The sequence below is a fragment of the Qipengyuania sphaerica genome, from assembly GCF_019711595.1.
Lineage (GTDB): Bacteria > Pseudomonadota > Alphaproteobacteria > Sphingomonadales > Sphingomonadaceae > Qipengyuania > Qipengyuania sphaerica.
Genome location: NZ_JAIGNR010000001.1, coordinates 409,896 through 425,510, shown reverse-complemented (window position 1 = coordinate 425,510; position 15,615 = coordinate 409,896). Strand labels below are relative to the sequence as shown.

The following is a 15,615-nucleotide window of genomic DNA, read 5'->3' as shown; positions in this document are numbered from 1 at the left end:
GCGAAACCAAGCAAAGCTGGATCGCGCGTCGGACGAATGAGCGAAGTTCAGATAACCAAGGGCGAGCGCATGCTCGACACCCCCGCTCCGGTGCGCTTCGTCCACAATGATCGGTTCGGTGCGCAAGAGGCGATCGCCAGCGAGGATTTTGGCAAGCTGCTAGAAGTTCGCCCCGATATCCTGCGCTCCTTTGCCGAGAACGGCGACCTGTGCTGGACGGTCCAGACCTGGTGCCGCCTGCGCGACATGGACGTGGGCGGGATCGAGATTGCGACCCGGCCCGCCGAAGGTCGCATCAACCTTGCAAAGTCAAAGACGCTTTCCCGCTCGGGGGCCAATCCCGCGCTGTTCCAGGTGTCGATCCAGGCGGACTATCCGCGCATCCTGTGGGCGCAGTTCCATATCCAGCAGAACGCCGACCAGTTATGCGAGGATTCCGCGCTCCAGTATCTCTGGCCGCAGGCGGGCATCATTCCGCGCGATCCCGATCGCCGGGGCGTGAAGCGCGTTGGCTTCCTCGGCAGTATAGAAGGCAATCTCGCCTCCAGCGTCGACGATTGGTCGCAGCTGCTGGCCCGGCGCGGGATCGAATTCGTCGCGCGCGACCCGTCACGCTGGCACGATTTCTCCGATCTCGATGTCGTGATCGGCCTGAGAAGTTTCGGCCATTCGCGCCATTCGCGCAAACCCGCAAACAAGCTGATCAATGCCTGGATCGCAGGCGTCCCATTCATAGGCGGCAGCGATTCCGCCTATTCGCAGGCGGGCACGGCAGGTGTCGACCACCTGCTGGCGCATAACCGCGAAGAAGTCGCCAGCCAAGTAGACCGCCTGTGCAACCATCCTGAACTTTACGACGAGCTGGTCGAGGCAGGACGGCACAAGACGCGCAAGTTCTCGATCGAGCGCCTCGCTTCGCAATGGGTCGGAATGCTCGAAGGCCCGATCGCAGCGCGTTACCGCGAGTGGGAGGCAAATCTTTCTCGCGAGAGGCGACGCACGCGGATCATGGGAACGGCGCAATCGGCGATCGATATCGGCAAGTCTGCCGCGCGCAAACTGCTGGGCCGGAACACCGAGGCGTGAGCATCGGGCAGAGGATCAAGCGCGGCATCCTTGCCAATATTGCCGCGCTGGGTACGCGCATCGCGGTCCAGTTCGCCACGCTTCCGATCCTCTTCGCCAGCTGGAGTGTCGAGGCGATAGGCACATGGCTGATCCTGTTCGCCATCCCCGCCTATGTGGCGCTGGTCGGCAACGGTTTCGCCGGGGCCGGCGGCACCGCGGCACTGGCGGCGGTACAGGAAGGGGAAATGCCCCGCGCGCGCCGGGATTTCCGCGCCGCATGGGCGATTTCGGCCGGGTCGACCGCGGCCCTCGCGCTGGTTTTTGCGACAACGGCAATGATCATCGTGCCCTCGGTCGTCGAAAACGGCGACGGGCTGGACATCTGGGATATCGCACAGGCCTCTGCATGGCTCGCGCTCTATGTCTTTGCCACCAGCCAGATGGCGGTATTCGATATCCCCTATCGGGCGGTCGGGCGGTATCCGGACCACATCTTTCTCTACAATGCGACAAGCCTGCTCGAAATCGTGGTGCTGGCGGCGGCGGTGACCTTTTCGCAAAGCCTTGCAGTGCTCGCCATGTCGCTGGCCCTGTTTCGCTGTCTCGCCGCTTTCGCGATCTACCTTTCGGCCCGCAAGGTCGCTCCGCAGATGTTCGAAAGCGGTCATGGTCCAATCGGCGAGAGCCTCGACGGGCTCTGGAAACCATCGCTCGCATTCATGCTCTCCCCGCTGATCTTCGGACTGAACCTGCAGGGATATCTCCTGCTCGTCGGCGCCGTTTTCGGCGCGGTGGTGCTTGCCGGTTTTGCGGCGACCCGGACGCTGGCGCGCCTGCTAGACCTGATTACCGGGCTCGTTTACGGAATGCAGTTCTACGAAAGCGGGTATATCTCGGGCGACCGCAGGGCGATCCAGAAACGGATGCTCGCGACGATGACGGTAATCTCGCTCGTGATGTCGACAGGCTTCGCCATCGTCCTGCTGGTCCTGGGTCCGCTGGTGCAGGATATCTACACGCTGGGCGAAACCCTGTTCGATCCGGCAGTCGCGATCGTATTGGTGCTGGCCGCCGCCGTCAGGGCCGTGTCGGCCAACGCCATCGCCCTCGTCGCCGCCGAGAATGCCCACGCCCGGATCATTCTGCTTTACCTCATCGGCTCGGCTCTCTCGCTCCTGGTGGCTATATTGATAGGCTGGGCGGGCGCTCCGCTGCCGGTTGTCCTCCTGCCGCTGATTGCGGCCGAGACCTCGCAATTGGTACCCACGATGCGCCGGGCGCTTGCGATGATCGAGATGACGCCGCGCGAATTCGCAACCTCGCTGGTCTCGCGCGAACGACTGGACGATGTGAAGGCGCTGTGGACTGTCCTTCGCAAGCCGAAATGAGCGCCTTGCAGCCCACATGCCGCGCGGGATAGGGATAGGGCGCCGTGTACGACTTTCTCCTCTTTGCCTCGGTTATCGTCTTTCTCGGCATTTCGCTGGCCTATCTGCGCCATCCGGCAGCTTCGCTTGCCCATCCGGCCAGCTTCTATCTCGCCTTTCACGGTTTCCTGTTCGTCTTCAGGCCGATCGTGGCGCGCTATTACGACTTCGATTTCGTTTACCGGCTCTACCAGTTCCAGCCATCGATGACGGACAAGATCACCGTAATCCTCGGCGCCAATCTGGCGATGATCGTTTTCGTGATCGCGAGCCTTGCAATTGCACCGCGAGCCTTCTCGCCGCCCGATCGCTCCATGATCGAGGAAGCGCGCCGGCGGATGTTCTGGCCGATCATGATCATGACCGGCCTGCTGACGCCCATCGCCCTGGTCGCGCAGATCGGCAACTGGCGCCTGCGGGTCAATGATTTCGAGACCATGGTGCGCGATGCTGCGACCGGCAACACGGTCAATTTGCATGGCAATGGCTGGTTTACCGATGCCGCCTTGATGATGGCACCGATGGCGGTCATGCTGATCTGGTTGGCGCGCTATCGCTGGTGGGGCTGGATCTACTTCGCCGTCTTCGCCTTCCTCCAGGCCGGAACCGGGACGCGCCATGCACTCATTTTCGCGATTGCCGCCATCGGCGTGACGCTGCTGATGGAGACGGGGCGCAAGTGGTTCGACTGGCGTGCAGTGATCCTCGCACTGGTGGCCGCCTTCGCGTTCAACCAGATCGTGATCGACCGCGGCGGTGCGGTCCGCCAGCTCGTCGCGGACGATATGGGAGAAGGCTATGTCGACGAGAATGCCCTCGACCCGCTCGAGCACATGGATTTCGCCAATCTCGAATATTTCGAATACCTCGTCTACGTCGTGCCGCAGCGATCGGGCAGCTATGACTATTTCGCCAATGTGCTGCAGGTATTTACCGAACCGATCCCGCGCCGGATGTGGCCAGACAAACCGGTAGGGTCGCCGATCAAGTTCTTCTCGCTGTGGGATTACGGCCAGCCGGTCGGCATGACCGCCTCTCTGCCGGGAGTGGGCTGGATGAGCCTCGGCTATCTCGGCATCATCATCAATGCGCTGATTTTCGCGCTGATATTCGCCGGCGCCTATCGCCTGTTGCTGGGCAGGTATGACGGGCCGATCGCGCGGCTTGCCTATGCTTTCGTCATCTGCACGAGCGTGCTCGTTTTCCGCGACGGGACGCTGGTGACGCTCTTCCGCAGCGTGCCCTTCTATTTTGGACCGCTGCTGCTGGCGCTTCTCATCGCGAGGGTTTCCGGACCAAGGCTGGTCTACACGCCGATCCCGGACAATCGTGCGCCCGCCGCGATGACACCGGCCGAACGCCGCAAGGCCCTCGCCGCGCGCGCAGGCGATACCCCGCGATAGGTTTCGCGCCGCAACTTACACTTTCCCTGTGATGCGGCTTGGGATAGGCTGCCTGCCATGGGTGAGAGACCGACAAGCAGCCGCGCAACCGATTTCGACGTGCTGATCGTAGGTGCCGGGATTTCCGGCATTGGCATGGCAGCGCATATGAAGGACAAGGTTCCCGACCTCAGCTTCGCGATCGTGGAACGGCGCGAGCAACTGGGCGGGACCTGGGACCTCTTCCGCTATCCCGGCATCCGCTCGGACAGCGACATGCACACGCTTGGTTTCGAGTTCGAGCCGTGGAAGCACGAGAAATCGATCGCCGATGGTCCGACCATCCTGGAATACCTCAATCGCATTGTCGACGAACGCGATATCCGCCGTCACATGCGCTTCGGCCACAAGGTCGTTTCCGCCGACTGGCGCGAGGCTGAGGCGCGCTGGCATATCACGTTGGAAACCGATGGTGGCGAACGCAAGCGGCTGACCGCCAACTGGCTGCACCTCGGATCGGGCTATTACGATTACGACAAGCCCTATGACGCAGGGTTCGATTTCAGCGCCTTCGACGGCGAAGTGGTCCACCCGCAGTTCTGGCCCGAAGACCTCGACTATTCGGGCAAGCGCGTGGTGGTCATCGGATCGGGCGCGACGGCGGTAACGCTCGTCCCCGCGATGACCGACAAGGCCGCGCATGTCACAATGCTGCAGCGCACGCCCACGTGGATGGTCAACCGTCCGGCCAAGGACAAGATCGCCAACACGCTGCGCAAGGTGCTGCCCGAAAAGCTCGCCTACCGGCTGACACGGTTCAAGAACATCACGCTGCAGCAGTTCTCCTATCGCAAGGCGCGCAGTTCGCCCGAAAAGGTGATCGACTACCTCAAGAAGGGCATCCGCAGCGCGCTGGGCGAGAAATACGACGATCCGACATTCACTCCGCCCTACAATCCGTGGGAACAGCGGCTCTGCCTCGTCCCCGACGCGGATTTGTTCGAAGCGATGAAGGCCGAAAAGGCCGAAATCGTGACCGGGCACATTGCCGGTTTCGAGCAGGGCGGCGTACGGCTGAAATCGGGTGAGTTACTGCCCGCCGACATCATCGTCACTGCAACGGGGCTGCAGGTGGTCTGGGGCGGCAAGATAGCGGTGTCGGTCGGCGGCCAACCGGTCGATTTCAGCGAGCACTATTTCTACAAGAACTGCATGCTCTCGAACCTGCCCAACACCAGCTTCATCTTCCCCTATCTGGCGGCGAGCTACACGCTGCGCGCGGATTTGGTTGCCGGCTTCGTCTGCCGCGTGCTCGACCACATGCGCAGCCGCGGCGATGCGATCGCCGTGCCAGTGCTCGATCATCCCGAATTGATGAAAGAGGAAGAAATAACCGATTTCTCCTCCGGCTATCTCCAGCGCTCGCTCCACCTCATGCCGAAGAATTCGGCTGGCGGGCCGCCCTGGTACCTGAGCCAGGACTATTATGCGGACCGCAAGGCAATGCGCGATGGCGAAGTGGAGGACGGGCTCCTGATCTTCCGCCGCAAGGGCGCGAATGCCCGGGCAGCCAACGAAACGCTCGAAACGGCGACGTAACGCATACATGACCGACCGCATCTATACCGCAGGCCTCGTCGTGATCGGCGACGAAATCCTCTCGGGCCGAACGCATGACAAGAACATCGCGCAGGTCGCCAGCTGGCTTCAGGTGCAGGGCATCCGCCTGTCCGAAGTGCGCGTGGTCCCCGATGTGATCGAACGGATCGTCGAGGCCGTCAACGCGCTGCGCGAGGCTTACGACTATCTCTTCACGACCGGCGGGATCGGCCCGACGCATGACGACATCAGCGTTGATGCGGTATCGCAGGCTCTGGGGGTCCCGGTAATTGTCCACCCGGAGGCGCGCGCAATCCTCGAGCGCTATTATGCCGACAAGGGCGGCGTGAACGAGGGCCGGTTGCGCATGGCGCGCACGCCCGAAGGCGCGGAGCTGATACCCAACCGCATGTCGGGCGCGCCGGGCATCCGCATCGGAAATGTCCACATGATGGCCGGCGTCCCGCATATCGCGGCGGGCATGCTCGATGCGCTGACCGGGACGCTCGAAGGCGGCGCGCCGCTGCTCTCCGAGACGGTCGGCGGCTTCATCCCGGAAAGCGAGGTTTCCACCCTCCTCCGCGACGTCGAGAAGGCGCATGAAAACTGCCAGATCGGCAGCTATCCCTTCTTCAAGGAGGGCAAAGTCGGCGCGAATTTCGTGATCCGCTCCACCGACCGCGCGGAACTCGACGCCTGTTTGGCGGACCTGTGCGCAGGGCTGGACAAGGCCGGTTTCGCCTACCAGCCGGGCGGTATCTGACGCGGCAATGAGAAAGGGCCGGAAGTTTCCTTCCGGCCCTCTCAAATCATTTCCAGGTAGGAAAGCGGTTTTACGCGCCTTCGACCTCGGCGAGGTCGACCTTGAGGCCCGGGCCCATCGAGGAGGTCAGGGTGACCTTCTTGACGTACTTGCCCTTGGCGCCCGACGGCTTCGACTTCACGATCGCGTCGGTGAGCGCCTTGAAGTTGGCCTTCAGGTCTTCGTCCTTGAACGATAGCTTGCCGATGCCCGAGTGGATGATGCCCATCTTCTCGACGCGGAATTCGACCTGGCCGCCCTTGGCGTCCTTAACGGCCTGTTCCACGTTCGGCGTGACGGTGCCGAGCTTCGGGTTCGGCATCAGGCCCTTGGGGCCGAGCACCTTACCGAGACGGCCGACGACACCCATCATGTCGGGGGTCGCGATCACGCGGTCGTAGTCGAGGTTGCCGTTCTGCATGTCTTCCATGAGATCTTCGGCACCGACCTTGTCCGCACCTGCGGCAAGAGCCTTCTCGGCGTTGTCGCCCTTGGCGAACACGGCGACCTTGACGTCCTTGCCGGTGCCGCTCGGGAGCGAGACCATGCCGCGGACCATCTGGTCGGCGTGGCGCGGATCGACGCCGAGGTTCATTGCGACTTCGACGGTCTCGTCGAACTTCGCCTTGTGCTCGCGCAGCGTGGCGAGTGCCTCGTCCACGGTGTACAGCTTTTCGCCGTCGAGCTTCGCGCGGACCTGCTGGTTCTTCGTCTGCTTTGCCATGTCCTTAGCCCTCCACCACTTCGAGGCCCATCGAACGCGCGCTGCCTTCGATGATTTTCATGGCCTGGTCGATATCGTTCGCATTGAGGTCGACCATCTTGGCTTCGGCGATTTCCTTCACCTGGCTCTGCTTGATGGTCCCGGCCGAAACCTTGCCCGGCTCCTTCGAGCCCGACTTCAGCTTGGCAGCCTTCTTGAGGTAGAACGATGCGGGCGGCGTCTTGGTGACGAAGCTGAACGAACGATCGGCATAGACCGTGATAACGGTCGGGATCGGAGCGTTCTTCTCGAGGTCCTGCGTGGCGGCGTTGAACGCCTTGCAGAATTCCATGATGTTCACGCCGCGCTGACCCAGTGCCGGGCCGATCGGGGGTGACGGGTTTGCAGTGCCCGCGGGCACCTGCAGCTTGATATAGCCTTCGATCTTCTTGGCCATCACTGGCCTCCTTTCACACTGTCGGCTGCCTCTTTCGAGAGAGCCTCATGTTGAGCGGTCGAGCGGCTTGCCGGGGCGAGCCTCCCGCGTGGAATCCCTAACTGTCGCTTGGGAAGGCGCGCACATAGCGATTCTGCGCGCAAATGCAAGCATTCGTGGCCGGTTGGAGTGGCCCTGCAGCTTCCCAACATGATGGAACGGATGAAACACAGCCCAAGGGAGAAATTCCCTGAAGAGTGGACGTGGCTGACAACACGGCGGCAAAGCAAATGCGGGTCACGAGGTAGGAAACCGTGGCCAGATAAGGAATTCGTCCGATCTGTCCTATCCCACTGGTTCCAAAGCCTTAAGACTTGCCCGCTAGGGACAACGGGACTTTCAAGGGGGACGCTTTCATGTTTCGTATCGCAATCCAGACCAGGGAGCTGATTTCTAGCAATGTGTCGAGCGCACTCGATGCCGCCTCGAACCCTGCCAAGCTGCTCGCCCGCCTCCAGCGCGAGATCGAGGAAGCGCTGATCGGTCTTCATGGCGAATTGTCGAAGGCCCGCCGCCAGCAGGAACGCCTGCACACCGAACTCACGCAGGCCGAACTGCGCGAAGCGGACTGGTCGGACAAGGCGAAAATCGCGATGGATGCCGATCGCGAGGACCTGGCGCGCCAGGCGCTGATCGCGCGCGAAGACTGCCGCGGCGGGATCGCCCGGCTGAAGCAGGATATCGGACGCCTCAATGTCGATATCGCGGAAATGCAGGCAGCAGAGCGCGAACTCGAGGCCAAGCGCGAAGATGTCCGCCAGCGGCATGCCGACCAGAAGGCCGCCGATGGTTACGCCAGCGGATCGGGCGGAGACAACAGCGGCTATGCCAAGCGCACCGAACGCCGGATGGACCGCATCGAAACGCTCGAAAAGCGCACCGATTTCGCCACCGAAACCGGAGGGAATTGCCGAGGCAATGCATCGGTCGAGCGCGAGATCGAGGAAATGCGCCGCGAGCGGCAAATCGAGGAAGAACTTGCCGCATTGCGGACCGGCACTCCTTTCAAGAAGACTCCCGCAAAGAAAGGCGGAAAACGCGGCAAGGCTGCGTGATTGCAAGCTGCTGAAATGCTAGGGCGGTGCCGCAAGGTGCCGCCCTTCTTCTTGGTGTGCGCGAAAAGGACAGGGAATCGGAAATGAACGAGGTTACGACACGCGAGCTTGGCTGGGGGCGCTTCATCCTCCAGTTCCTGACGGTGGCCGTGGTCTATTTCGCCGCTTCCATCCCCGCCGCGATCATCTGGGGCGAAGTCGACGCCGCCGGCGAACTGGTTGTCAGTTCCACCGGTGCGGCCGTATCGGTCGCCTCCAGCATGGCGGGCGCGCTGTTGATGGCGTGGTTCTGGCTTCGCCGCGACAATGCCGTCGCACAGGCCTGGAACCTTCGCTCGCCAACCGGCGGATGGCCGATAACTCTCGGCGTCGCAGCGCTTGCGACCATCGCCATCATCGGCTGGTTCACGCTCGGCGCCATGCTGGTACAGCAGATCGGCCTCGACACACCCGACGTGGTCGAAGTGCTGGGCTGGGTCACGCAGAGCCAGTTCCACTTCATCCTGTGGATCGTGCTGGTTGCGCTTTTCGCCGCCGGCCTCGGCGAAGAACTGCTCTGGCGCGGCTTCCTGATGGACCGGCTCGAACGCCTCCCCGGCCTTGGCGGAAAGGCCTGGCTGATCATCCTGATCCAGGGGATTTTGTTCGGCCTGCCTCATGCATACCAAGGCCTCGGCGGGGTTATCATAACCGGCGTGGTGGGCCTCGGCCTGGGCTGGCTGCGCTACAATCGCAAGGGCAATCTCTGGGCGCTCGTCATCGCGCATATGGCGGTTGACGTAATCATGATGAGCCTCGCCTATGCGGACAAACTCGGTGCGGTTCAAATCACTGGATGATTTGACCTTTTGCCTTACCTCTCAGGAAAGCTTAGGGCCGTGCGAACCCTGTATTCAATGCCGTGCTTGAAATTGCGCGGATCGGAGGAATGATGGATCCGTTCAGCGACTTCTGGCAATATATGCCCCATGGCATGTGCCTTTTGTGGCAACCATGGCTCGTCCTGCTCTGGGCGGGGTCGGACCTGCTGATCTTCCTTTCCTATTCCGCCATCCCGATCGCATTGATGACGGTTCTTCGCCAGCGTCAAGACGTGCCTCATTCAGGCATCGTCATCCTGTTCGCCTCGTTCATCCTGCTGTGCGGCCTGACCCACCTGCTGTCGATCGTGACGCTGTGGGTTCCGATCTATCCCTATGTCGCCATCGTGAAACTGGCCACCGGGATCGTTTCGGCCGTGACTGCCGTCACGCTGTTCCGCCTTATCCCGACGCTGGTGGACTTCCCCTCCCCGGCGCAGCTCGAAGAAACCAACACTCGCCTGCGCGAAGAGATCGAGGCGCATCAGGCCACGCTCCTAACACTGGAAGCAAAGGTGGATGAGCGCACTGCAGAGCTGAGCGAGGCCTCGGCCAGGCTTGCCGTGCTGACACGCGAGGCGGTCCATCGCAGCAGCAACCTGCTGAGCGTCGTCACCTCTCTGGCGCGGCAGAATGCCAGGGCTACCAAGAACCCCGACGAGTTCGTCGAAACCTTCATAGGCCGGCTCGGTGCGCTGAACGAGGCGACCGCATCGGTCATTGGCGGTGACGATGCGACTTCCCAGGAAATCGAAACCATTATTCGCAAGCAGCTCACCCCGCTGACCAGCACCGTGCAAGACCGCATAACCGTGTCGGGACCTTCCCTCAGGATCAGTTCGGAAGCGGCCCAGCAGATCAGCCTCGCCATCCATGAACTGGCGACCAACGCCCAGAAATACGGGATGCTCGACGACACCGATTCCAAGCTGGAAGTTTCGTGGCACACCGCGACCGGGGTCGACGGGATCGAATATTTCGACCTTGTCTGGAACGAGGAACTCGTCGGCAAGGCCCCGCTCAGTTTCGCGGTCGACCAGAAAGAGGGGTTTGGCACCAAGCTGTTGACCAGAATCGTGCCCACCGTCCTACGAGGCAGGGCCGACCGGCGCTTCGAGAAAGACCGCTTTTTCTATCACCTGCATGCCCCCCTGGCGGCGATCCTCGCCGTGCGCGACGAGAGCGACGAAAACGCGCTCGCCGCACGCATCCTGGACGATACATTCGGGCTCGACTGACCGGGAAGCCAGACGCAAGAAGGGGCGCAGCTCCATCCCGAGCCGCGCCCCTGCCGATGTCGGATTTTGCAGTCTTACTTGACCAGTTCGACCTGCTCGAATTCGAGTTCGACCGGCGTTGCTCGGCCGAAGATCGAGACCGAAACCTTGACCTTCTGCTTGTCGAAATCGAGTTCCTCGACGAGGCCGTTGAAGCTGGCGAAGGGGCCGTCGAGCACCTTGACCTGGTCGCCGATTTCGTAATCGACGCTGACCTGCTTCTTGGGCGCGGACTTGGCTTCTTCCACGCCGCCGAAATAGCGCGCCGCTTCCTTTTCGGAGATCGGCTGCGGCTTGTTATTGTTGCCGAGGAAGCCGGTGACCTTGGGCGTGTTCTTGACGAGGTGGTAGACGTCGTCGGTCATGTTGAGCTTGGCCAGCACGTAGCCGGGCATGAACTTGCGTTCGACCTGCACCTTCTTGCCGCGCTTCACTTCGGTGACCGTCTCGGTCGGGACTTCGACCTCTTCGACGCCTTCGGACAGGCCAAGGCGTTCGGCCTCGGCGATGATCGAATCGCGGACCTTGTTCTCGAAACCCGAATAGGCGTGGATGATGTACCAGCGTGCCATGTGTATTCCCGTTATTCCTTAAGTCCGATCAGGCCAGCGTCATGAGCCAGCCGACGAGGGCGCTGAATGCCGAATCGATGCCGAGGAAGAAGAGCGAGAGAATCAGCGTCATGATGAAAACGAAGATCGAAATGCGGATCGTTTCTTCGCGCGTCGGCCAGACGACCTTGCGGCCTTCGGTCTGGACCTGCCGGATGAATTCGGCGGGCGAAGTCTTGGTGCCTTTCGCAACCTTGGTCGTCTTGTCGGCTTTGTCGGCCATGATGAACCTGCTCTCGAACTAGAATTCTTGCGTCGCTTCCGGGATGGGGGTTTCGCCGCCCCGATACAAGGTCGGGAGGGGCTTTTCCTTCATCGATGTCGGAAGACGGGGAGGCATTTAGGCCGCGCGGCCGCAAAACGCAAGCGGTGGAGATGCACGCAATTGCGGCTTTCCAAGCAGCCCCGCGATAGCTAGCCTGCGCGCTTCAAATTCAAGGGACGCTTGAGGGGAATACCAGAATGGCAAATGCCGCACCGCCGAGCTTCGGCGAAAGGATGATCGAACCGGTCACCAATGTTTCCGACTTCATCTGGGGAGGCACGTGGAACGGCGAAGCCGTAATCCCCTTCCCGCCACTCGCGATCATCCTGCTGGGTGTCGGCCTGTGGTTCATGGTCGGGCTGCGGTTCTATCCGATCGTCAAGCTGTGGTCCTCGATCACCGGCCTGTTCGCCGGTCGCAAGGGGCAGGGCGCGGGCGAAATTTCTCCCTTCGCCGCGCTGTCGACCGCGCTTTCGGGCCAGGTCGGCACGGGTAACCTTGCCGGTGTCGCGACCGCAATCGCGCTGGGCGGCCCGGGTGCGATCTTCTGGATGTGGATCACCGCGCTGTTCGGAATGGCACTGGCCTTCGCCGAGGGTTCGCTGGCGATCCGCTACCGCGAAAGGACTTCGGACGGCGTTTATCGCGGCGGCCCGATGAGCTACATCATGATGGGTCTCGGCCCCAAGTTTACCTGGCTTGCGGTCGTATTCTGCCTCGGCACGCTGTTCAGCGCACTGGTCACGGGCAACTCGATCCAGGCGAATGCGGTGGCCGACGGCCTCAACGAACTGTTCGCCATTCCGGAATGGATGGGCGGGCTGATCGTGGCGATCCTCGTATTCATCGTCATCATCGGCGGTATCAAATCGATCGGTAACGTGGCCGAAAAGGTCGTTCCCTTCATGGCGGCCGCCTACATCGTGATGGCCGTGATTGCCCTGATCCTGAATTTCGGCGACCTCGGCGAAACCTTCGCTCTGATCTTCCATGGCGCCTTCAACCCGCAGAGCGCGGTCGGCGGCTTTACCGGTGCAGCGATCATCATGGCGATCCGTGCCGGTGTGGCGCGCGGCCTTTTCTCGAACGAGGCCGGCCAGGGTTCGACCCCGATCGCCCATGCCGTCGCACAGACCGACGATCCCGAACTGCAGGGACGTATGGCCATGCTCGGCACATTCATCGACACCATCGTGATCTGCACCATGACCGCACTCGTCATCCTGACGGTGCGCGGGGATTTCACGGCCGGCGGCGAAGCGGTTGTGCATGCCTGGCAATCGGACCGCGTCGGCTTCGAGATGACCAGCGGCGCGTTCGCGGCGGCTTTCCCGCTCGAAATCGCCTCGATCCCGATCGGTACGCTGATCGCCTCGGTCGCGCTGATCCTGTTCGTCTTCACCACCCTGCTGACCTGGAGCTATTACGGCGAGCGGGCGATCACCTTCATCTACGACCGCTTCAAGGGCTCGAACCGCGAAGGCGAGAAGAAGCTGCATATGGCATGGCGCGTGCTGTGGTGCGTGGTGATCTTCCTCGGCGCAGCCCAGCCGAGCGAACTGGTCTGGCGTCTTGGCGATATTTCCAACGCGGCCATGGCTCTGCCCAACCTGCTGGCACTGGCGCTGCTTTCGGGCGTGGTCTTCAAACTGGCCCGCGGCGATCGCAAGGCCGGGCCCACGCACACGGCAGACACGCCGGAAGAGCCCGAGGAATACTAGGTTCCTCCAGTTCGAGGAGCAAAAGCAAGGGGCCGGGAGTCATGCGACTCCCGGCCCCTGTCCATTTGACTGAACCTTAGTCTCAGCGTGCGCCGAACAGGCGTGCGAGGAAACCCGGTTCTTCCATCGGGATGATCTTCCCGTGGTGCTTATAGCGAAGGCTGGCATCGCTATAGCTCTTGGGCTTCACCCACCCGTCGGGGCGGCTGCTGCGATAGGACAAGCTCGACATGGGTAATCCTCCATGAAATCTTTTCCCTGCGTCCGATCCGTAAAACCGCCTAAGTACGCCTCCGGTTCCCGCTAAACCGTCATCGGCGGCGCCAGCTGTGGCAATCGGGCACCTTTAACCATCGCGATGCTCCGAATTCCGTAGCGTCACGAAGACCTCAAAAAATCGGCGGTGAATTCGGCCCCGGGGCCGCGGGCAGGTCAGCTTCCCGCAGCCACCCATGCATCGACCTTGGCTTCGAGCACCGGCAGCGGTATCACCCCAGTCCCCAGCACCTGGTGATGGAAGCCCTTGAGCACCTCGCGCGTGTCGCCCAGCGCAGCAACGCTTTCCGCGCGCAGTTCCTGCATTTTCAACTCGCCGATCTTGTATCCGAGCGCCTGGCTCGGCCAGCCGATATAGCGATCGATCTCGCCCGGCAGGCCATTGTTGTAGGGCGAATTGGCGGCGACATAGTTCAGCGCCTGTTGGCGGCTCCAGCCGAAATGGTGAATGCCGGTATCGACGACCAACCGCAAAGCGCGCAGCAATTCTTGCGTCAGGTGGCCGTATTCGACAAGTTCATCGTCATAGAATTTCATGTCGTAACCGAGCGTTTCGGCATAGAGCGCCCAGCCCTCGACATAGGCGATCAGGCCCGTGCCGTTCATGAAATCGGGCAGCCCCTCGTTTTCACGTGCAAGCATGATCTGGAAGTGGTGACCAGGCACGCCCTCGTGCATGAACAGGCTGGTGGAGGCGAGCTTGTGGCCGCCGAAACTGGAGGCATTGTAGCGGAAGATGCCCGGACGCGATCCGTCGGCCGTGCCCGGCAGGTAAGACGCGGCGAACATGAACTGCTCTTGCACCGCATCGTAGGGCTTGATCGAAAGCTGCGAGGTCGGCTGGTAGCGAAACAGGCCGTAAGCCTTGGGCACCACCCTGTCGCCGATGTCTTCGAACAGCTGCTGGTATGCCGCGCGCGACGAGACGCCATAGGCGGCGTTCTGGTGCAGGCTCTGGTCGAACTGGTCGAGCGTTCCGGAAAAGCCCTGGCTGCGGCGGATGGCATCCATGCGGCCCAGGATTCTCGCCACCTCGTCTTTGCCGGTCTGGTGGATGGCGGGTGCGGCCAGGTCGAGCGAGGTATTGGCCTCGATCAGGTGATCGTAATAGGCCTGCCCTCCTGCCAGCCCCGCAAGGCCCGGTGTCGTGCGTGCCTGGAGACGGTATTCGTTCTGAAGGTAATTGCGCAGGCGGCGGATGGCGGGCAGCACGTCGTTCGTAACCATGTCGGCATATTCTGTCTGGAGGCGCGACTGGTCGGCAGAAGATATAGAAGCGGGAAAATTCGTGACTGGCTTGTAAAAGGGCGAGCCGGTCACGCTATCGTCCGCCAGCGCGCCCAGCTGCGAAATTACGATGTCGATCGTATTGCGCGATTCCACCACGCCGAGGATTGCCCCGCGCCGAAAGGCGTCTGCCGTGGCATCGAGCGCTACGGCAAATTCCTTCGTACGCGAGATGTTGTTCTCGTAATCCTCGAGCGTTTCGAAGGGTATCGGGCCATCGCCGCTGGCATAGCTGGGATAGAAGGCCTGGATGCCCGTGATATGGTTCATCGGCAGCCCGCGTTCGAAGGGGAGGACCGCCGGATCGAACAGCGCCAGCGTCTGGCGTTCCTTGAAGGCGAAAGCGTCGTAGGCGATCTGGCTCGGGGTGTTCAGTTTCGAGCGGTCGATCCCCGCCAGCGCATCGAGATTGGCCTGTGCCTGCCGCTGCAATTCGGCATACCAGGCATCGCTAAGGTAATCGCCGAAGCGGCCTGCATATTCGCTCTTGCCGCGTAACTGCGCATTGAGGGGGAACATCTCGTCATACCCTGCCTCCGCAGCATCAAACACGGCAGTGAGCCGGGCGGAGAGGACCACCGGGGGCGCAGGTGTAGGCGTGGGGGTTGGCGCAGGAGACGGGTTCGATGATGGCGTGGGGGTCGGCGCAATCCCGGTGCCCCCTCCGCTCGATCCGTCACCGCCGCCGCAAGATGCGAGCGCCAGCGCCGTGCCGCATGCCATTACAGCGCGAAAGACTCGGGAATTTCCCATGACGACCCTCCCTTGCCGCCAGTCTAGCCCCTA

15 protein-coding genes are annotated in these 15,615 nt (G+C 61.9%); 9 read left to right on the top strand and 6 right to left on the bottom strand.

The genetic code is table 11. The annotated features are described in order from the left end of the window. Positions 1-36: 36 nt before the first annotated feature. From K3178_RS02235 to K3178_RS02215, 5 genes are read left to right on the top strand one after another with little or no spacing between them, the layout of a single operon-like run. Positions 37-1,086, top strand: coding sequence for a glycosyltransferase family protein (locus K3178_RS02235; protein WP_221569756.1), 1,050 nt, complete (start codon positions 37-39; stop codon positions 1,084-1,086). Beyond that, positions 1,083-2,456 (top strand): polysaccharide biosynthesis protein, encoded by a 1,374-nt coding sequence (locus K3178_RS02230; protein WP_221569755.1) that lies wholly within the window; start codon positions 1,083-1,085, stop codon positions 2,454-2,456. Before K3178_RS02235 ends, K3178_RS02230 begins: the two co-directional genes overlap by 4 nt. Positions 2,457-2,500: 44 nt before the next feature. Continuing rightward, complete coding sequence (locus K3178_RS02225; RefSeq protein WP_221569754.1) at positions 2,501-3,898, top strand: O-antigen polymerase; 1,398 nt, start codon at positions 2,501-2,503, stop codon at positions 3,896-3,898. Between the two features lie 57 nt (positions 3,899-3,955). Then, complete coding sequence (locus K3178_RS02220; protein ID WP_221569753.1) at positions 3,956-5,476, top strand: flavin-containing monooxygenase; 1,521 nt, start codon at positions 3,956-3,958, stop codon at positions 5,474-5,476. Positions 5,477-5,483: 7 nt separating this feature from the next. Then, positions 5,484-6,239 carry a competence/damage-inducible protein A gene (locus K3178_RS02215; RefSeq protein WP_221569752.1) on the top strand — a complete coding sequence of 252 codons (756 nt, stop codon included), beginning with the start codon at positions 5,484-5,486 and terminating at the stop codon, positions 6,237-6,239. Between the two features lie 70 nt (positions 6,240-6,309). Here K3178_RS02215 and rplA read toward each other — a convergent pair whose 3' ends face one another. Together rplA and rplK are read right to left on the bottom strand one after the other, a co-directional pair. Continuing rightward, positions 6,310-7,002 (bottom strand): 50S ribosomal protein L1, encoded by a 693-nt coding sequence (gene rplA, locus K3178_RS02210; RefSeq protein ID WP_221569751.1) that lies wholly within the window; start codon positions 7,000-7,002, stop codon positions 6,310-6,312. Between the two features lie 4 nt (positions 7,003-7,006). Then, positions 7,007-7,438 (bottom strand): 50S ribosomal protein L11, encoded by a 432-nt coding sequence (rplK, locus tag K3178_RS02205; protein WP_221569750.1) that lies wholly within the window; start codon positions 7,436-7,438, stop codon positions 7,007-7,009. Between the two features lie 395 nt (positions 7,439-7,833). On the opposite strand from rplK, the gene K3178_RS02200 reads away from it, so the two are divergent. The 3 genes from K3178_RS02200 (at position 7,834) to K3178_RS02190 (ending at position 10,630) form a co-directional block, all read left to right on the top strand. After that, positions 7,834-8,532 (top strand): PspA/IM30 family protein, encoded by a 699-nt coding sequence (locus K3178_RS02200; protein WP_221569749.1) that lies wholly within the window; start codon positions 7,834-7,836, stop codon positions 8,530-8,532. Between the two features lie 83 nt (positions 8,533-8,615). Beyond that, positions 8,616-9,371 (top strand): CPBP family intramembrane glutamic endopeptidase, encoded by a 756-nt coding sequence (locus K3178_RS02195; protein WP_221569748.1) that lies wholly within the window; start codon positions 8,616-8,618, stop codon positions 9,369-9,371. A gap of 92 nt (positions 9,372-9,463) precedes the next feature. Next, the gene (locus K3178_RS02190; RefSeq protein ID WP_221569747.1) at positions 9,464-10,630 is read left to right on the top strand and encodes a sensor histidine kinase; all 1,167 of its coding nucleotides are present in this window, start codon (positions 9,464-9,466) and stop codon (positions 10,628-10,630) included. 74 nt (positions 10,631-10,704) lie between these two features. Here the strand turns inward: K3178_RS02190 and nusG are convergent, their stop codons facing one another. Beyond that, positions 10,705-11,241 carry a transcription termination/antitermination protein NusG gene (gene nusG, locus K3178_RS02185; protein WP_040965140.1) on the bottom strand — a complete coding sequence of 179 codons (537 nt, stop codon included), beginning with the start codon at positions 11,239-11,241 and terminating at the stop codon, positions 10,705-10,707. 28 nt (positions 11,242-11,269) lie between these two features. Continuing rightward, positions 11,270-11,503 (bottom strand): preprotein translocase subunit SecE, encoded by a 234-nt coding sequence (gene secE, locus K3178_RS02180; protein ID WP_221569746.1) that lies wholly within the window; start codon positions 11,501-11,503, stop codon positions 11,270-11,272. 239 nt (positions 11,504-11,742) lie between these two features. On the opposite strand from secE, the gene K3178_RS02175 reads away from it, so the two are divergent. Further along, positions 11,743-13,266 carry an alanine/glycine:cation symporter family protein gene (locus K3178_RS02175; RefSeq protein WP_221569745.1) on the top strand — a complete coding sequence of 508 codons (1,524 nt, stop codon included), beginning with the start codon at positions 11,743-11,745 and terminating at the stop codon, positions 13,264-13,266. A gap of 82 nt (positions 13,267-13,348) precedes the next feature. Here the strand turns inward: K3178_RS02175 and K3178_RS02170 are convergent, their stop codons facing one another. Next, a complete protein-coding gene (locus K3178_RS02170; RefSeq protein ID WP_221569744.1) occupies positions 13,349-13,498 on the bottom strand; it encodes a hypothetical protein in 150 nt (49 codons plus the stop codon). A gap of 200 nt (positions 13,499-13,698) precedes the next feature. After that, positions 13,699-15,582, bottom strand: coding sequence for a DUF885 domain-containing protein (locus K3178_RS02165; protein WP_221569743.1), 1,884 nt, complete (start codon positions 15,580-15,582; stop codon positions 13,699-13,701). Positions 15,583-15,615: the final 33 nt, after the last annotated feature.